The organism is Lysinibacillus sp. GJ-1 (assembly GCF_021166035.1).
Taxonomy (GTDB): Bacteria; Bacillota; Bacilli; order Bacillales_A; family Planococcaceae; genus Lysinibacillus; species Lysinibacillus sphaericus.
In genome coordinates this window covers 639,017-657,404 of sequence record NZ_CP088912.1, presented here as the reverse complement: position 1 = coordinate 657,404, position 18,388 = coordinate 639,017, and the positions used below count along the sequence as shown (strand labels likewise).

Below are 18,388 nucleotides of genomic sequence, written 5' to 3'. Positions count from 1 at the left end.
ATAGGAAAAGGTGTGATAGCATCTACCACACCAATAAATAATTAAATATTATTTAATGTTTCCTTTATACTTTTAGCAACTTTATTAGCAGTTAACCCGTAATGGTCTAACATTTCTTCATAAATGCCTGCTTTACTATAATCACTAGGTAACCCTAACATTAAGTGAGGTGGCTTTTTAACCTCAAGAGCTATTGCTTCTGAAATAGCACTACCTAACCCACCAGCAATAACATGTTCTTCCATACTTACAAGAAGCTTTTTATTTTTTATACAGCTTTTAATTCCTTCAATATCTAAAGGTCTAATCGTATGGACATTAATTACTTCAACTCTAATGCCTTCTAATTCTAATAATTCTGCAGCTTTTATTGCCTCACTAATAATAGAACCAGTTACGAATATCGCGACATCTTCCCCATTTTTCACTGAGATAGTTTTTCCAATTTCAAAGTTATAATCCTCTTTATAGATAATTGGAGAGGGTGCTCCACTAGTTAATCGAAGATATACAGGATGAAGGTAATTATCCAAAGCTTCTAATACTTTTACTAGTTCAAAAGAATCTGCAGGTGAAATAATTGATATGTTTGGAATAGCACGAATAACAGCAATATCTTCAAAACTACAATGCATATTACCTATCATACCTAATACTACCCCACTAGATAATCCTACCATCCTTACTGGGTGTTTCATTTCACCAATATCCATCCGAATTTGCTCTAAACATCTTAGCGTATGAAATGGAGCATATGTTGTTGTATATACATCAAAACCTTCACTAGCTAAACCAGCACCTATACCAATCATATTTTGTTCAGCAATTCCGACATCAATAAATTTATCAGAATATTGTTTTCTAAAACGATCTAAGCCTGCCGGAATAGATACATCAGCTGTTATCACCAATAAATGTTCATTTTCTTTGGCCTTCTCTAACATTACCATTCCAAATGTGCCTCGTTGACCTAAACGTGCTAACATTTTTTGATTCTTTAATGTATTATTCATATTCTTTCACCTGCTCTTCTATCGCTTCGTTAAATAATTTATTTGTTAGGACAGCATGATGCCAATCAATATTGTGTTCCATAAAAGAAACACCTTTGCCTTTAATAGTATTAGCTATTATTAGTTTAGGTTTATTAGAAACACTATCAAATACATTTATTAATGCCTCAATATCATGCCCATCTACAGTTGAGACAGCCCAGCCCATCTCTTCTAATACTTTCTCCAAATGATTCATTGGTAAAATATCGTTCGTTTTACCACCTAACTGAATACCATTTCGATCAATAATGACTGTTAAATTATCTAAGTTAAAATGTGGAGCAGATAAAAACCCTTCCCAAATAGATCCTTCGTTACTCTCACCATCACCTAATAATACATAAACATGATTTGATAATTGCTTACGTTTTAAACCAATCGCTACGCCCATAGCTAATGATAAGCCCATTCCCAAACTACCGCTTGTAAATTCAATTCCTTTTTCGCGATTCATTACTGGATGACCTAAAAAGGCACTACCTGTTTTCATAAAACTAGCTAAATCTTCCTCAGTAATAATTCCATTCTCATATAAAGCCGTATAGTAAGCTAATACTCCATGTTCTTTACTTAATATAAAACGGTCTCTACCTTCATCTAAAAGATTTTTACTACTTATATTCATTGTGTGACCGTATAAAACAGCTAAAATCTCAATGATAGATAAGCCTTATGTGTGCAGCATTATTCCCTGAAGCATTTGCTAATTTCAAAGCATTTATTCTCATTTGACTAGCTTGTTTTTTTAATTTTTCTACTAAGCTTGCATTAATCATTAAAAAGTCCCCCATCTACTCGTAATATTTGTCCAGTAATATAGGTTGACAAATCAGATGCCAAAAATAATACACTATTTGCAATCTCCTCAGGTCTAGCTAAACGTTTTAATGCTAAATGATTTTGTAATTGTATTAAAAATTCTTCATTTGTAACAGCATTTGATACCATATCGGTTTCTGTAAAACCTGGAGCAATCGCATTTACCCTGATATTCGCACTACCTAGTTCATTTGCTATTGTTTTAGTAAAGGCATTAAATGCAGCTTTACTTGCCGTATAAGAAATCATCCCTTTGTAACTATCATCGGCAGCAATAGATGTAATATTTACAATAGATGCTGCTGTACTTTTTCTCATTAACTTCACAATATATTGAGTCATTAAAAAAGGGCCATAAAAGTTGACTTTCATTTTTTCTTCAAGCGTTTCCATAGCAGTCATTTGATAAATTGTATCTCCTGCAATCCCAGCATTGTTAACTAATATATCGATTGTAGGGAACAGTTTTCTTATTTCTTTTATGGCTCGTTTCACTTCATCTTCCTTACTAATATCAAAATAGACAGGTGTTATTTGAACACCTGTCTCGTTTTGAAGATTAGTTAAGTAGCTTTCAAATTCCACAGTACTTTTTCGAGCACATGCAATTATATTTGCGCCCTGTTTCGCAAATACAGTTATAATGGCTTTTCCAATTCCCCTATTACATCCTGTTATAACCGCTACTTTTCCGCTTAAAAGCATACTAACTACCTCCTACTTATAAATCGACATCATATTTCTTTAAAATTTCTATACCGATCGTATATGAGCTAAACTCAATCACATCATCTGTTTCAAGCATAATGTCAAATACATCTTCTAGTTCAGCAACCATTGCCATATGTCCTACAGAATCCCACTCTTCAATTGAATTATATACTAACTTTTCATTTAATTGGTCCTCAGTAACATTAAAACACTCTTTAAAAACATCGTTATACTTGTTTAAATTATTCATTGCTATTTTTTCCTCTCAATTCAAATGGAGCTCTTAATTTATGATATTTTTGATAGTTACTAATCCATGTATCTTTTAAAATTTCAAGAACTTCCACATCATAATATATACCATCTTTTTTTATATGCTGAGTTAACGTATCTACTTTTCTAAATCCATAATGATAGTCCATTTTCAACATTGATTCATTGATAGAAAGAACTTCAATTACTAATTTAGTGAACTTCATTTCGAAGAAGTAAAAATTTAAAAAATAGGGTAGAATACGGCTTGAAACCATAGAATACTCTAGTTCACCAATATAAAATCCCGAACTGGCTTTCTCATGTATGTAGTCAATATCATTTAATGAAATTAAACCGATAGGGTTATCTTTATAAACAATAACCCAATTTAATTGTGTAGTATCTTTGTTTATCTCTTCAAACCATTTCTTTTGTTTGTTTAAATCAGGCTCAATATCTGTATACATAAATTTAGTTACATGTTCACTAGTACGCCACTTCATTACTAAATCTAAATACTTTTCACTTAATAAAGTAAACTCCAAAAAGCTTTCGCCACCAATCATTCTTTAGTAAAATCATATCAGCTTTCCTGCTAGTAGGAGATATAAGACTAAATTGATATAATTAATGAAATATTCTCCTGAAGAAGCATTTGAGAATTTTTTTTAATTCAGCGAAGACATCCCTTTCATCGAAACCCTCAAATGTGTCAAATAAACAGAATTATTTTCCGTTTTCAAAAACTCTCGAAATATGCTTCACCAATTCTCCCTTATACACCTAATTCAGCTATACTTCCCTGGATATTATTTTCATTTATTCATTTTCTATCCTTCTAAGATAGGCTAATCTAGCCTCAAATTTGATATCTTTAGTATAGTATTAAATTATACTTGGTTCATTCGCGAGTTGATTAGTTAATTGATTACATATTTCTTCTCTGCTAAACTAGCAATATAGATTTTATTATACTGCATATCTTTTAATTCATCTGGTTTCAAAACATAAAGTTCTTTAATTTTAATATCCCATTTATTAACATAATTGTAACAAAAACTACAACAGTATTTGATTCATTATATTTATAAAAACTTTAATTCCAACTTCTCAGGCACCACATATAATTAGTTATCCATTTAATCTAAGTCTCTCTCATTTACCAATTCTTTCAACTCTTCTATAGCTAACCAAGCGGTATTGTTATCACTCGTGTAAGCAAATCCATCTGGCAAAGCTTTCCCACCATCTAGTTGCTCTTTAGCAAACCAAGCCAGCTCTGGTTGGATAACATAGTAATCATCAAACTCTAAAGTATGACGAGCATCATCTTCCATAATCATTGCTTCGTGTAATTTCTCACCAGGACGAATCCCAATCACTTCTATTTCACATTCTGGACCAATTGCTTTTGCTAAATCAGTAACTTTCATACTCGGAATCTTCGGTACAAAGATTTCTCCACCATACATTCGCTCTAAATTATCTAATACAAATTGCACTCCCTGATCAAGGGTAATCCAAAAACGTGTCATACGTTCATCTGTAATAGGTAACTTACCTGTATCTTTAATCTTCTTAAAGAATGGTACTACGCTACCACGACTTCCTACTACGTTGCCATAGCGTACAACTGCAAATCGAGTTTTCTTTTCTCCTACATAAGCGTTAGCCGCAACGAATAATTTATCAGATGCTAGTTTTGTCGCACCATATAAATTAACTGGACTACAAGCCTTATCTGTTGAAAGTGCAATTACCTTTTCAACACCACAATCAATTGCAGCTTCAATAACATTTTGAGCACCATGAATATTTGTTCTCACTGCTTCAAACGGATTATATTCACATGCATCGACATGCTTCATAGCAGCAGCGTGGATGACAATATCCACACCATTAAATGCACGATATAAACGATTTTTATCTCGAACATCACCTATAAAGAACCGAATACGTTCATCTTGGAACTCTTGCTTCATTTCATATTGTTTTAACTCATCGCGGCTAAAAACGATAACTTTTTTTACGCCTAATGTAAGTGCTCTCCCGATAAATTTCTTTCCAAAAGACCCTGTACCACCTGTTACTAAAACAACTTTATCTTTTAAAATGTTCATAAACGTTCTCCTCACTTATGTATCTCTTTGTATTATATCGGATGATACTTCTTTTTTTTCACAGCAAATAGCCTATGACTGCTTATCACAGGCTTCAAGCTGTAAATATTGTTCCTTTGTTATAAATTGTGTGCCGTTTATTTTTGCACCTTGTCTTGCAGTATTATATACCCTAGCATTTGCTATTGGACAATGTTCATTGAACCACCTTAAATAGACATAAAGATTAGGTTGAGTCTTTATAACGCTACCATCATTAGCTTGTACTTGTATTGATGAATTCTTCACTATTTTACCTGAAGTTGAACCATCAGCATGTGTACGTTCACCACTAAATCCTAAGTCTTGCCCAAAAAGTACTATATTTTCATAACCTAGATGATCAAGTAAGCTAAATGTTGTTGTTGCCACAGAGCCCCCAGTTGCCACCTTAGGCAAACTATATTTATCTGCTAGCTCTTCTGCTGCTTCATAGCCTTTTTGACATAGTATAAACTTCTCACCCTGATGAAGACTTACTGCTTCTGCATTAGCTGTTAATAAATAAAATAATATACCTTTAAAATCTGTATTTTCTAATTGTTTTACAATATTTTGCTGTGCATCCGTAATGATAACCGCTTTTGGATGTATGCCTTTTGCCAGCACTAGCTTCAATGCCGATCCAACTACATAAATATCTACATTCTTCGCTTCTACCAACCACTCAATCGTTTCATTTAATGAAGGTCCTGATGAAACAAGACAAGCTGTATTACTGCTAGGCTTTGGGTACGGTTTATGCTCATACAATGCAATATTTTTTTCAGCATTGCTATGCATGAGTGGTGCAAACTTTTTATACGAAATTTGATTACGCTTAATTGTATCTAACGTACAATACAGTACATTGTTCTCTCCAATCGCCTTAATCCAAACATTAGGAACCATCAACTGCAAGTTACTAGTATTTACGACTAATTCCAAAGAGTTAATAAGTTTAATATTTAAAGCTAATTGACTACCACTTTGCTGAAAAATATCAAGTTCTTTTTGACCGAAGTAATAAACATAGATTGGTTTAGTTGTTAGCTCTGCTAGTGCTTCCGCATGGTAACCAAGACCAAGACCGATAATTAAATAATGAGTTGCTTCTTCATCAAACTCATTCAATACCCATCTTACTGCATCGTCGTAAGGTCGATACTTACTATATATCGCTACACCATTAAGAAGTAAAGTTAACTCTCCATTCTTCGCCTGTTGTAATTGCCAATTCATTATTGTATAGGTGCTTCCGCTAATGCTACTTCTTCAAAGAATGGTGCAATTTCGTACTCAAACATATCAGCTACTACAACATAATCTTGACGTTCTAAGCCATCATTTACTTCTAATAAAAACTCTTGGAGCTTTTCTATTTCTAAAATTACTTTCCCTTTATTTGAGTTTATTAGTTCGCTTGCTTGTGATAACCACATCATGCCTTCAGAAAAATCCTTGATACTTACAAGTGCGCTACTTAATTCATCACCACGTAATTTTTCAGCAATATACATTGCACCATGTGGAACATTTTTCATATATGCGTTATACATTTCAATAAGTTCACTTAATTCCATCTCTCATTTCCTCCGCTTCATTAATAGTAGCTTCAACGTATGTGCTACATTTTTCAATGACTTCTATAAAGCTTGTATACAAATCTTTTTGTTGAAGATAAACTCTTTCATAATTTTCATTATGTGTTTCATTAAACTTTGCGTTATACTGCGTCATAATCCTCATTATGATAGGGTCTTTTATACTTGATATTAACGTAGTTTCTAATAATTGCTTAAAGTCAATATCAATAGAATCTAGTTTTTTCAAAGTACTTTCAGGAAATTGCTTACTTGAAAAGGTACTTTCTAATAAACGCTCTGCTGTTTTCAAGAGCATCAGAATCTCTTTATATTTACTTTTTTCTTTTCTCATAGCGGAAATATATTTTTCAACAATAAGTTCTGGATAAGATGGAGCAATTTGTGTTGCATTTTCATATTTAGGAATTGCATTACAAAATGCTTCAAAACTTTGTTGTTCCATACCTCTAATTTTAATGCCACCTTCAGTACAATTATATATATTATAAGGTTGGTCAATGTCCCTCATAATTTCCTCAAAATTGTCTCTCATCGTTAGAAAGGCATAGTCAGTTAACACTTTTTCATCATGATAGCCATCAACTTCAACTAGACCTCTTTTTTCAATATAATCTCTATCTATTTCACGCATATTTTTATTGCCATCAGCATGGGTTAGATTATTTGTATATGCTAAATCCTGACCAATTAGAGCAATAGGGCCATTACTTATATACCTAGCGATAGATAACGCATAGTGTGCAACAGACCCACCACCTTTAATTTGGGGTAACGTTAACCCTATTTCTTTAAGGACAGAGCTTTGGGTACTTACTTCATTGTCAAAAAATGCGTACTTTTTATTCATAAATGTTTGTTGTATTTCATATTTACTCGTTATGCTATATATTAACTCTGTACATTTCAAATTTAAATTTTTAAAATGTCTCTCATAGTTTACCATACCACCATCAATACTTATTATATAATCTGGTTCAATTTCATTTTTTAATAATGTATGTATAGTAGAACCAGAAGCAATTAATAAGACGAAAGGTCTAATTTTTTTTAATAATGGAATTTGTTTTGTTAAGGATGGTCCACCTGATGCCACAACTACAGGTTTAGACAAAGACTTTTCTAGGTCAGATAAATTGCTAGAATAATAAGAATATAACATGTTTCTAATAATATTTTCCTGCCATAAATCTGCAAACTTCATAATTGTATTCTTATAAATTGTATTTTTATTTTGAATTCCTTTAATTAATTTTAGTAACTCGACATACTCTTCTGCAAAAATTTTATCATAGTTAGGCGTACATATTATATTTACTTCATTTGAAAAATTTATTAGTCTTTCTGTAATTTCTAATTCAATTTCCTGTGCATTATGCCCATAGATCACAGAATACAAGGTATATCTATTTTTTTTTAATTGTTCAAGTGGTTCAATAAAAAGCACTTTATCTTTACTAATCCCTGCGTTCAGAAAAGCGTCATATAAAAACCCATTCCCTATTCCAAAAACAATATTTAGTTGACTGTTATTAATTTTTTTGACAAATTTGCTCAGCTTCTCTTCGAGGATTGTATTTACTATGTATTAACATATTATTTATTTTAAGTGTTTCGTCACCAGTTTTAGATTCGAGATATTCAACATCATATAACATTTCACTACACTCCTTTAACATTTAAAAAAAGGCTCTCTCAAAGTAGAGAGAGCCTTTTAGGGTACTATTAATTATTGTAATAATTGCAGCACACCTTGTGGTTGTTGGTTAGCTTGAGCTAACATAGATTGAGCAGCTTGCATTAAGATGTTGTTCTTAGTGAAGCCCATCATTTCTTTCGCCATGTCAGTGTCACGGATACGTGATTCAGCAGCTGTTAAGTTTTCAGAAGTAGCACCTAAGTTGTTAATTGTGTGCTCTAAACGATTTTGTACCGCACCAAGAGCAGAACGTTGTGTTGAAACTGTTTCTAATGCTGTATTGATTGTTGTAATAGCAGAATCTGCTGCTGTTTGTGATGAAATACTTACTTTAGATACTCCTAAAGTACCAGCAGTCATATCATCAATTTTTAATTCAATACTTTGAGCTTCATTAGCACCGATGTGGAATTTTAATCCACTAGTTGCTAATCCACCACTTAGTAATGTCTGAGTGTTGAACTCTGTATTTTTAGCAATACGAGTAATTTCTTCTGATAATGCATTTACTTCTTCTTGTAATGCTTTACGGTCAGAAGTTACGTTTGTATCGTTCGCAGATTGTACTGCTAATTCACGCATACGTTGTAGGATTGCGTGAGTTTCGTTAAGAGCACCCTCAGCAGTTTGGATTAAAGAGATTGAGTCTTGAGCGTTTTTAGTCGCCATATCAAGACCACGGATTTGTCCGCGCATTTTTTCAGAAATTGCTAAACCAGCAGCGTCATCGCCAGCACGGTTTACTTTGTAACCTGAAGATAACTTCTCAAGGTTTTTAGAAGCTTGAGTGTTGTTGAAAGCTAAGTTACGGTGTGTGTTTAAAGCTGAAATGTTGTGTTGAATTCTCATTTGGAATTCCTCCTTGAATGTTTGTTTTGTTATCCCACGTCCGTGTGGAATATTGTCGGTTTAGGTTGTATGTATGTACTTCCCTTACCCTACAATCTATATATCGTTAGTAGTTGGAAAAGTTTAATAGTTTTTTTAAAAGTTTTTTTATTTTTTATGTAATAGATTTAAAGTTTAAATTTATCATAAAAAGTAGTTACTATTTTTTCTTTAACTGCTCTAAAAAATTAGCCGAAGAAGAAAGAGCTTCTTTATTTTGGGCTTGAATTGCTTCAAAAACTTCCGAACGATGTACTTTAACTGCTTTTGGGGCAACTATACCAAGTTTAATTTGGTCACCTTCGACTGCTAGTATTTTTATTTCGATTTGATCGCCTATCATGATAGATTCATCTTTTTTTCGTGAAAGGACTAGCATTATTTCGCACTTCCTTCCAATGGCTGCATCGGAAAGCGTAATGGATAGATTTTGTTGTCTTGAAGTACAATTTGTTTCCCGCATTTCTTTTCTATATTTAAAATAACGGGTGCTAGCAAGTTAATGGTAGAATCTTGGAATGTTTCCTTCATTGTGACAATGGCATATGGAAGAACATCTTCTTCTTTTTCAATTTGTAATTGCGCGCGATCTTCATCGCTAATTTCAAAGCTATAATCTGGTTTAAATGCAAAAGGATAGGCTACAACAAAACCGATTTCTTTATGCACAACAGATTGTAGTAATGCGAGGGGAAGGTCTGCATCGATTGGCAACAAAACGAATTCTCTTTCTTCCTCTAAGCCTAATAAGCCATGTTCAAACGTCAAAATATCTTGATTAGCAATTTCCACTTCACCTAAAAATTTAGTAGCAATTTTCATATTTTCCGTGCACTCCTTTAAATGATGACATCAATGTCAACATCTGGTCTTTGTATCATTGTACCAGTTACTTTCCCTGGTGTGTATTCATGGATTGGTTTGTTCACTTGCGCGTCAATAATTGGTTCTCTACGTTGAATATTGACGTCAGTTGTACCAGGCGTGTAGTCAATTTTAACAGAGCCAACAGAAGGTACAAATTTTATATTAAATTGCACACGGTGGGGTCCATGATTTTGTTTGGCGATATTTTGGATGGTTGCTCTCCCTTGATCTTTCCCTGCATTCTCCATCATTTGTCGACCTTCCCTTGCTCTGCGTGCCATCCCCTTCATCGCTTCTTGTTTGGCTTTTTGAGCATAATTTGCACTTGATTCTAATGGTCCAATTAGCCCTAAGTCACGTCTTGCTTGTGAAGAATCAATTTTTAATACACTGCGTGTTGTATGAATCTCAAGTGTTGCAGCAGGCTGTTCAATATGCTGGGTAGCTCTTGGCTGTTTAATATATTGCTGTGGCTTAGCAATATGAAGGTCAATTTTTGTATCGGTTGTACGTATTTGGATTTGTGGGAGTTTCATCTATACCTCTCCTTTCAAGAAAAGCGTCTGAACAAAATGTTCAAACGCTTAGATTTTATAGTAGAAAACTAGTATTAAAATTATCTAATAAAATCAACTAAAGTTTGCTGAATAATTTTAGAGCCAACAGACAATGATGCCTGATGAATTGCTTCTGATGTTACCATTTGTGTAATAGCTTTTGCATAATCGACATCTTCGTTATTCGATAATTGCTTCGTCACACTAACTTCACGAATTGATAAGCGATTTTCCATTAATTCCACGCGATTTTGGCGTGCTCCCACATCGGCTTGAGCTTCCAGGATTTTATTATGCATGTTTGTAATATCATCTGATGTACTTGTAGTTGAAACGCCACCTAATGTAGAGCTGATTTCTTCACCTGTAGCAAGTGGAACTCTATTCGGGTCTAACAGCCCAGCAATTTTACTCATCATATCATCAACATTTTTAAATAAATCTTTGCCAACAGTATTTACGGTCATTTGAATGCCATCATATACTTCAATTTTTACATCTTCGGTATTGATATTCGCTGTGTTAATTGCCCCATTTAAAAATAGGGGTTGTCCTGTCTTTGTACCGCTGAATATATAACGGTCTCCTACTTTTGTGTTGGCTACATCTTGAATTTGTTTTTGAATTTGGTCAATTTCGGATTTAATCTTTGCTCGTTCATCTGGTGTATTTGTATCGTTTGCTGCTTGAATAACAAGCTCACGTACTCGCTTCATTTGTTCGCCTACTTGATTTAATGACTCATCAGATGTATCTAGCCAGTTGTTCACTTCATTCATATTTCGTGAATATTGTTCAACTTGTCCTAAATCACGTCGATAGCCCATACCTTTTACTGCTACTACTGGATCATCTGAAGGTCTTGTAATTTTAGAACCAGAATTTATTTGATTTTGTAGCTTCGACAGTTTCCCGTAGTTATTATTTAAGTTCAGAAGCATGTTATTCGATAACATAGATTGTGTTACGCGCATGTTTGTAAAAGCTCCTTCCTTTTTGTCAAACTAGATTCGTTTAGATTCCTACCCGGCCCATGCCGTTAATAATTTTGTCTAATGTTTCATCGATTACGGTAATCATTCGAGCATTGGCGTTATACGCTTGTTGGAATGTAATCATATTGGTCATTTCTTCATCCAACGATACGGAAGTAATTGCTGCACGATTATTGCCAAGTGTCACAAGCAATGTTTCAGAAGTTCCATTTAAACGTGCCGCTTCTTCTCCATCAACACCTAGTTTCCCAATAATTCCTTGATAGAATGAGTTAAATGTTGCGCCATCTAAATTCGCTTGAACCTTTGACTGGATATTCGACAGTTCAAGTGCCCATTTACCGTTCCCTTCTTCATTTGCCCCTGAAGAAGCTGCCAATTTTGATGAATCTTTTATAAGTGCATCATTTACTTTAATATTGCCTGCTGACAATGGTTTTGTATTATCAATCGGTTCAAAGAAATCGAGTGTGCTTTGAGCACCAGTGAAATCAAATCCTTGCTTATGCATTGCATTAAAGACATTGGCAAATTCCGAAGCCAATTTGTCAATGTTAACCATCGTTTCAGGATAATAGCCTTTCGGACCTGTTGCACTTTCATAACCATATGAATCAATTACAGATAGTAATTTACCTTTGCCAGGCTCTAACTGGTCATATGTAATCGTTCCTGAATCTGCTGTACCTGTGCCGTTTACTTTAATGTTTGTAAAAAGATTCGCTAAATTTGTACCATCAATTTGTGTAGTGCCACTGTTGACTTCAATATTAGCAGCATCTTTACCATTAACTAATTTTATTTCTGTATTTGTGCCATATGGCTTGAATGTAATCGTCACACTACCTTCGGCTACACTTGAAGCAAGCCCTCCTGAAGGAACGCGTTCAACTGAAACTGGGATGTAACTATTTAATTCATCGATTAACACATCACGTGCATCATATAAATCATTCGGTACATGACCATTCGGCTCAACCTCTTGCACTTGCTTATTAATGGAAGCAATTTGCTTTAGTAATGAGTTGATGCGATTTGTCGACACACTAATTTCGTTACCTATGTTGCCTTGAATCGTCTTTAGTTGCGTATCCATATAGTTAAAGGATTGAGCTAAGTGATTGGCACGCTCAATTGCCACTTTACGTGATGCCGCGTTTTCTGGAGCCGTACTTACATCTTGTAGACCTTTCCAAAACTGTTCCAATGCTGCATTTAAACCGAATTTAGATGGTTCATCCATAATATCTTCCATTTGAGAAATAGCATTTGAACGTGATTCCCAGTAACCTAATTTATTCGTTTCTTGACGGAATTGTCGATCGATAAACTCATCGCGAATGCGTTGAATGGAGCCAGTTTCTACCCCTGTTCCCATATGACCAGGGTAATTTGGTGTATTTAAACCTGCTGTTGGAAATCCTGGTGTAGCTTGCATGTTTACTCGTTGACGTGAGTAGCCAAGTGTATTGGCGTTCGAAATATTATGACCTGTTGTATATAGAGCTGATTGCTGTGTAAATAAACCGCTTCTACTTGTTTCTAAGCCCATAAATGTTGAGCGCATTCTTGTTCCTCCCTTTAATAACGTTTTAATAAAATTATGCTTGAGAATCGAAGTACGATTTTTTTGCCATTGTATTCGTACCGCGCACTTCACGCCCCGAATAATTCATTTGCTCAGGACGCGGACGTAGCGCATCTAATGTCAGGTTGACGAATTGCAATGATTGAAATACTAATTTTTGATTGAGTTCATTTTGTTTGCGTAAATCATTAATAATTGACATGAGTCGATCGCGAACAGCTGATAGTGTGTCTTTTTCAGCATCTTGTTCAGCAGCTTCGATGACATCAGCGACAGTCATTTTGTCAGTGGACGCAACTCCTTTTGCTCCCAGGTATTGTGTTACCTGTATCTGACGCTGTTGCTCGAGCTTATCGATAGCCGCTACATGCGCCTGCTCATCCTTGAGCATTTGGTCAAGTGCTTTCATATCGCCAGTTTTTATGATTTCTGTTTTTTTATAGGCTAGTTCGAGCAAGCTTTTATGCATTCTTTCTAGCTTTATTAATGTAGAACAAATCGTCTCTACAGACATTTTGCTAAACACCCTTTCTGTTATTTCCTAGAAACGATAGTATTTCAGCATATCTTCAGCAACTTTACGAGCATTGACCTTATATTCTCCAGAATCAATATCTGCCTTTAACTGTTGCACACGCTCTGCACGTTCTGCACTGTAAGTAGTAACACCTTGCATGTTCTGAGCGGCTTTTGAAATTTCAATTTTGTCAGCAAATGACGCTTTATTTGTGTCAGATTTCACATTGCGTACTTGATTTTTATAGGCATTTACTGCATTAACACCATAAGATGTGATTTTCATGTTCATCCCCCTATCTTAAAAGCTTATCTTACTATTATTTCGGATTGTCTCCAACAATGTTAAGTTTTCAAATATAAAAAAGTGTGCTAATTTTGTTTAAAATTAACACACTTTCGCTTCTCAACCATCTTGCAAGGTGTAAAATTTATCTTTATTGCGCATTTTGACGTGATGTCAACATTATTTTTTGCGGTCAGCATGATAAGTTACTTTATCACGTTGTTCCACGCTATCACGAAACTCCTTCGCTGCCTCAAATGTGCGAAGTTCAGCCTTTAATTCATCTTGGCATTTTGTACATAATTTCCCTGTTGTCGTTAAATGGCAGCAGTTATCACATGGATAACCTAAGTTTGGGAACATTGCAGGCTGTAAACGACCTTTGCGCACCCATTTATATAATAAATCTTCTTCAGCACCAGTTGCCTCAACAATTCGTTCTACTGTCGCAGCGCGATTTTCACGCTTGCGTAAAAAACGATAAACAATTTGATATAATTCCTCTTCAGATTGTGCACATTTATGACATACTTCTCTGACCCCTGTATAATTAAAAAACTCATTACACTTTGGACAATTTCGAACCTCAGCCATTTTTTCTTCCTCCTCTTGCCATGATCACTATCTAATTGTACGAATCCTAAATTCGTAATCTATTATACATGATGTGTTAGCATTTTCATCCATTAATTAAAGTGAAGGTTCGAACATTTCGAGTACCCGCTTCTAGTAAAACTTGTTTGGCATGCCGTAGTGTTGTCCCTGTAGTTTTAATATCGTCAAAAAGAAGGTAATCTTTATGCATAACTTGGGCTTCTGGTATTAGACGAAAAAGCGGAGCGGATTGTATACGCTGCTCTCTATTTTTTGAACTTTGTGTTTCTACTGTTACTTTTTCTAAAAGTTGAGTAAATGAGGTATTAGCTGCTTTTAAGAGCTCCTCCGTATGGGAGAAGGTGCGCTCCTTTTGCTTCATAGGATGCATAGGAATCGGTATAATTATCGCCTTTTCCTGTTTAAAGTGTGCATATAACTCCTGGCGAAATACTTTAGCAAGTGCAACATCTTGTAGAAATTTATATTGATGTAAATATACTTTCATTGCATCATTATATTGATAAAGTGCCGTTGCTGAAGTGGAACGTACAAATTGCCCTTTACACTTTTCGCAAATACATGGTGGAAAGCATCTTAATAAAAGCGTTTGCCAAGAAGGCACAAAATGCAATGGCTGTGCACATAATAAACAAAACTTATCTATTTTATTCATTGTTTGAACCCTCTTTATTGTTAGCTAAAATCTTCTGTCGAGCTTCATCCATTGCCAAAGTCACTCCATGATGAAATAAAACAACTTCCCCATTCGTATAAGAAGCATGTCTTCCTACACGTCCCGCAATTTGAATAAGTGCGCTCGCTGTAAAGATTGTAGACTCTGCCCCAACAACAGCAACTTGTACTTTTTTTATCGTAATACCTCGTTCTAAAATGGTTGTCGTTAGTAATCCAGGAATTTTTTCATCGCGTAACTGTAGTACTTTTTGTTTCCTCTCTGGATCTTTAGCATGTACTGCTAATATATTTGCATGTATCCTCTGAAACAATGGTATTGCCAGATTTAGCAGTTCTACTGTCGGGAAAAATATAAGAAATGGCTCATTTTTCGCAAGTCTTTCTTCAGTCCATGTTTTGAGTTTTCGAGGAAGTTTTCCTCGCTTTATACTTTTTTCATAGCCCCATAGCGAACAAAAATATGGCACGGGCAGTGGCTTGTGATGGTATCGATTTGGGATAAAAGAATAACTATTTTTATATTGATTAATTAATGATTGAGAAGGTGTAGCTGTAATAAAGTATATTGGTGCATCACTTGTTTTAGCTTTTTGTACTGCTCTTTCTAATGTTGCATCATATGCATAAGGAAATGCATCCGCTTCATCAACAATCATGACATCAAACGCTCGTTCGAAACGATACAGTTGATGAGTCGTTGCTAGAATTAGCTGTGCAAAACCAAGCTGCTTTGGAGCTCCACTATAGTACGCATGGACAATAGTTTGTGGAAAAGCTTTTTGAAAGCGCGGGAATAACTCCAATACTACATCTGTACGCGGTGCGGCAATGCACACTCGTAACCCTTTTTCTAATGCATAATGTACAGACTGAAAGAGCAACTCTGTCTTTCCAGCCCCACATACTGCATTCAATAAATGGGATTTTCCTGCTATTACACTTTCTAGTAGTTCATCGGCTGCTCGTTGTTGTTGTGCTGTCAATTGCCCTGTCCATTGAAGGGGATGCTGCTTAATTCGACATGCCTTCGGTCCTTTCCATATGAGCAACGGTGTGCAACTGCTTACTCTGCCCATCTTCACACAATGCCTGCAATAAACACACCGTTGCAGACATTTCGAGCATTCATACTCAGTAAAGTCATGTGGATTGTCATTATAGCAACGATTACATCTTAAGCGAGGTATTTTTTGAATACCATCTATTATAAGAAAGTATTTTCTATTAAAAGCCTGCTCCATATCATATTTAGCAAATGGTGTCTGCTCCTTTAACCAAATTCGTCCCTCATGGAAGTCTCGTAATGCGGGAGGCAACAGCCATCCTTTGTAGTTCATGTATCTAGCTCCTTTCTTTTTGTAATGTTGGTTTTACTAGTGGTTCTGCTTAATTAATGGCGATTCTTCCGCTGCGCCTATTAAGCAAATAAAAAAGCCCCTACAACAAGTTGTAGAGACTTTTACTTATTATTTTTTTGTCCAACCAAGACCCATTGCACCTTCACCTAAGTGCGTGCCAATAACAGGTCCGAAATAGCTTAATTTAAAGTTTACGTTCGGGTAAGTCGTAGCAAGTTGTGCTAACCATTCCTCGGCTTCTTTTTGGCAATTACCGTGAATAACTACAGCATCCATCTTGTCATACTTGTTTGCATCTTCAGCCAATAACTCTTCTGCACGCTTTAGTGCTTTCTTACGTGTACGAATTTTTTCAAACGGTACAATGACCTTGTCCACAAAATGTAAGACAGGCTTTACTTGTAATAAGCCCCCGATTAATGCAGCTGCTGAAGACAAACGCCCTCCCCGTTGTAAGTGCGCTAAGTCATCTACAATGAAGTAAGCACGAATATACTGCTGCATGTCCGCTAATGCTGCTAGTATTTCCTGTGCTGAACAACCTTCCGCAGCCATTTCAGCCGCGCGTAGCACATAAAATCCTTGAACAGCGCAAGAAATCTCGCTGTCAAATGGATACACATCAATACCTTCCACCATTTCTCCTGCTTGGACCGCACCTTGATATGTACCACTTATACCACTCGATAAATGAATGGAAATTACTTCGTCATAATCATTTGCCAACTCTTCAAAGAGTGAGGCAAACTCACCAATCGGTGGTTGAGTTGTTTTGGGGAATTCTTTTGCACCCCGTACTTTATCATAAAACTCAGATGCAGTAATATCTACTTCCTCTGCGAATAACTCACCTGAAATGTTTACACTTAACGGAATCATACGAATGTTTAAGCGCGCGCGTTCTTCTGGCGTAATGTATGCAGTACTGTCTGTTACGATTGCCGTCCTCATTCATTTCCACTCTCCTATGTTCCAAGTTTACCTCAAAAAGAAATGAATGTGAATTGAATTACGAAATCTCGTAATGACGTCAGGAATTGACTTTATCACTACAAGTTCAGTCCGTAACATACACTAGATTTCAACTTTACTTTGCCATAAGACTCAAATCTAGCGTTCATTTCACATTCATCTTCTATGTATAGTAAAGGGAATAATTTCCCCTTATTGATTGCCCGTGCTAGATTTAGTATCATCTCCAATATAAAAGACGCTCGTTACCTTCCACTTTCCATCTTCTTTGACAAATACCGTTACTTGGCGTCCAGCGCTTTCATGTTCGACGTTTGTTTGCACTTGAAGTGAGTGCGTTGTCATATTGGCAAATACTTGCGCTTCATCCTCATTATACTTCGCAATGGTCACATTTGTTACATCACGTTTCGTATCAAATTGAGCAAATACTTCATCTGCGAATACTTTCTCTTCATCATAATTAAAGCCTTTTGGATCCTTAGATATCGTGTCCATATAACGATCAATTTCTTCATCATTGAATGCGGCAATATATTCATCAAACGCCGCTAAAATTGCTTTTTCCTCATCAGCCGGCACATTTGAAGCTTTTTTAACCTCTTCGCCCATCATTTCAAAGCCTACCGTACCGTCTTCAATTACCTTTTCACGCTCTTTTGCCGTTAAATCTTCATCTTTATTGCCACAGGCAGTTAACACTAATAAGGTTAAAACTGCTAGAATACTTTTCTTTAACATCATAAAACCTCCCGCGCAATATTGTAGCATATAAATGCTTAAGTAG

Annotated in this window: 23 protein-coding genes; all 23 read right to left on the bottom strand. The window is 35.3% G+C overall.

All coding sequences use genetic code 11. The annotated features are described in order from the left end of the window. Window positions 1-41: 41 nt before the first annotated feature. A complete protein-coding gene (locus LO754_RS02970; protein ID WP_231785577.1) occupies window positions 42-1,013 on the bottom strand; it encodes a transketolase C-terminal domain-containing protein in 972 nt (323 codons plus the stop codon). Then, window positions 1,006-1,680, bottom strand: coding sequence for a transketolase (locus tag LO754_RS02965; RefSeq protein WP_231785576.1), 675 nt, complete (start codon window positions 1,678-1,680; stop codon window positions 1,006-1,008). The genes LO754_RS02970 and LO754_RS02965 overlap by 8 nt, the downstream gene beginning before the upstream one ends. A 28-nt stretch (window positions 1,681-1,708) precedes the next feature. Beyond that, entirely contained in the window at window positions 1,709-1,831 is a 123-nt protein-coding gene (locus LO754_RS23415) for a hypothetical protein (RefSeq protein WP_255702603.1), read from the bottom strand. Beyond that, the gene (locus LO754_RS02960; RefSeq protein WP_231785575.1) at window positions 1,824-2,579 is read right to left on the bottom strand and encodes an SDR family oxidoreductase; all 756 of its coding nucleotides are present in this window, start codon (window positions 2,577-2,579) and stop codon (window positions 1,824-1,826) included. The genes LO754_RS23415 and LO754_RS02960 overlap by 8 nt, the downstream gene beginning before the upstream one ends. A 16-nt stretch (window positions 2,580-2,595) precedes the next feature. After that, window positions 2,596-2,835, bottom strand: coding sequence for an acyl carrier protein (locus LO754_RS02955; protein ID WP_231785574.1), 240 nt, complete (start codon window positions 2,833-2,835; stop codon window positions 2,596-2,598). Further along, window positions 2,828-3,406: a UDP-4-amino-4,6-dideoxy-N-acetyl-beta-L-altrosamine N-acetyltransferase gene (pseH, locus tag LO754_RS02950; RefSeq protein WP_231785573.1), complete on the bottom strand. Its 579-nt coding sequence runs from the start codon at window positions 3,404-3,406 to the stop codon at window positions 2,828-2,830. Before pseH ends, LO754_RS02955 begins: the two co-directional genes overlap by 8 nt. A gap of 573 nt (window positions 3,407-3,979) precedes the next feature. Continuing rightward, the gene (gene pseB, locus LO754_RS02945) at window positions 3,980-4,960 is read right to left on the bottom strand and encodes a UDP-N-acetylglucosamine 4,6-dehydratase (inverting) (RefSeq protein WP_231785572.1); all 981 of its coding nucleotides are present in this window, start codon (window positions 4,958-4,960) and stop codon (window positions 3,980-3,982) included. A gap of 72 nt (window positions 4,961-5,032) precedes the next feature. Continuing rightward, window positions 5,033-6,220, bottom strand: a complete 1,188-nt coding sequence (locus LO754_RS02940; protein WP_231785571.1) for a 6-hydroxymethylpterin diphosphokinase MptE-like protein — start codon at window positions 6,218-6,220, stop codon at window positions 5,033-5,035. Next, window positions 6,220-6,561 (bottom strand): DUF8042 domain-containing protein, encoded by a 342-nt coding sequence (locus LO754_RS02935; protein ID WP_231785570.1) that lies wholly within the window; start codon window positions 6,559-6,561, stop codon window positions 6,220-6,222. The genes LO754_RS02940 and LO754_RS02935 overlap by 1 nt, the downstream gene beginning before the upstream one ends. Then, a complete protein-coding gene (locus LO754_RS02930; RefSeq protein ID WP_231785569.1) occupies window positions 6,548-8,029 on the bottom strand; it encodes a 6-hydroxymethylpterin diphosphokinase MptE-like protein in 1,482 nt (493 codons plus the stop codon). Before LO754_RS02930 ends, LO754_RS02935 begins: the two co-directional genes overlap by 14 nt. 282 nt (window positions 8,030-8,311) lie before the next feature. Then, window positions 8,312-9,130 (bottom strand): flagellin Hag, encoded by an 819-nt coding sequence (hag, locus tag LO754_RS02925; protein WP_231785568.1) that lies wholly within the window; start codon window positions 9,128-9,130, stop codon window positions 8,312-8,314. A 199-nt stretch (window positions 9,131-9,329) separates the two neighbouring features. Further along, complete coding sequence (gene csrA / locus LO754_RS02920) at window positions 9,330-9,548, bottom strand: carbon storage regulator CsrA (protein ID WP_103977402.1); 219 nt, start codon at window positions 9,546-9,548, stop codon at window positions 9,330-9,332. Next, the gene (fliW, locus tag LO754_RS02915; protein ID WP_231785567.1) at window positions 9,548-9,991 is read right to left on the bottom strand and encodes a flagellar assembly protein FliW; all 444 of its coding nucleotides are present in this window, start codon (window positions 9,989-9,991) and stop codon (window positions 9,548-9,550) included. The genes csrA and fliW overlap by 1 nt, the downstream gene beginning before the upstream one ends. 17 nt (window positions 9,992-10,008) lie before the next feature. After that, on the bottom strand, window positions 10,009-10,572 hold the full coding sequence (locus tag LO754_RS02910; RefSeq protein ID WP_231785566.1) for a DUF6470 family protein: 564 nt from the start codon (window positions 10,570-10,572) through the stop codon (window positions 10,009-10,011). An 80-nt stretch (window positions 10,573-10,652) separates the two neighbouring features. Further along, window positions 10,653-11,567 carry a flagellar hook-associated protein FlgL gene (gene flgL, locus LO754_RS02905; protein ID WP_231785565.1) on the bottom strand — a complete coding sequence of 305 codons (915 nt, stop codon included), beginning with the start codon at window positions 11,565-11,567 and terminating at the stop codon, window positions 10,653-10,655. A 40-nt stretch (window positions 11,568-11,607) separates the two neighbouring features. Beyond that, window positions 11,608-13,155 carry a flagellar hook-associated protein FlgK gene (gene flgK / locus LO754_RS02900; RefSeq protein WP_024362472.1) on the bottom strand — a complete coding sequence of 516 codons (1,548 nt, stop codon included), beginning with the start codon at window positions 13,153-13,155 and terminating at the stop codon, window positions 11,608-11,610. Between the two features lie 34 nt (window positions 13,156-13,189). Next, a complete protein-coding gene (locus tag LO754_RS02895) occupies window positions 13,190-13,690 on the bottom strand; it encodes a flagellar protein FlgN (protein ID WP_108029409.1) in 501 nt (166 codons plus the stop codon). Window positions 13,691-13,717: 27 nt separating this feature from the next. Beyond that, window positions 13,718-13,978, bottom strand: a complete 261-nt coding sequence (gene flgM / locus LO754_RS02890) for a flagellar biosynthesis anti-sigma factor FlgM (RefSeq protein WP_024362470.1) — start codon at window positions 13,976-13,978, stop codon at window positions 13,718-13,720. 180 nt (window positions 13,979-14,158) lie between these two features. Continuing rightward, entirely contained in the window at window positions 14,159-14,572 is a 414-nt protein-coding gene (locus tag LO754_RS02885) for a TIGR03826 family flagellar region protein (protein WP_231785564.1), read from the bottom strand. Window positions 14,573-14,657: 85 nt separating this feature from the next. Beyond that, the gene (locus LO754_RS02880; protein ID WP_231785563.1) at window positions 14,658-15,248 is read right to left on the bottom strand and encodes a ComF family protein; all 591 of its coding nucleotides are present in this window, start codon (window positions 15,246-15,248) and stop codon (window positions 14,658-14,660) included. Continuing rightward, entirely contained in the window at window positions 15,241-16,608 is a 1,368-nt protein-coding gene (locus tag LO754_RS02875) for a helicase-related protein (protein ID WP_231785562.1), read from the bottom strand. Before LO754_RS02875 ends, LO754_RS02880 begins: the two co-directional genes overlap by 8 nt. 129 nt (window positions 16,609-16,737) lie before the next feature. Further along, window positions 16,738-17,580, bottom strand: coding sequence for a DegV family protein (locus LO754_RS02870; protein WP_024362466.1), 843 nt, complete (start codon window positions 17,578-17,580; stop codon window positions 16,738-16,740). A 213-nt stretch (window positions 17,581-17,793) separates the two neighbouring features. Continuing rightward, entirely contained in the window at window positions 17,794-18,345 is a 552-nt protein-coding gene (locus LO754_RS02865; protein ID WP_231785561.1) for a nuclear transport factor 2 family protein, read from the bottom strand. Between the last annotated feature and the right edge of the window lie 43 nt (window positions 18,346-18,388).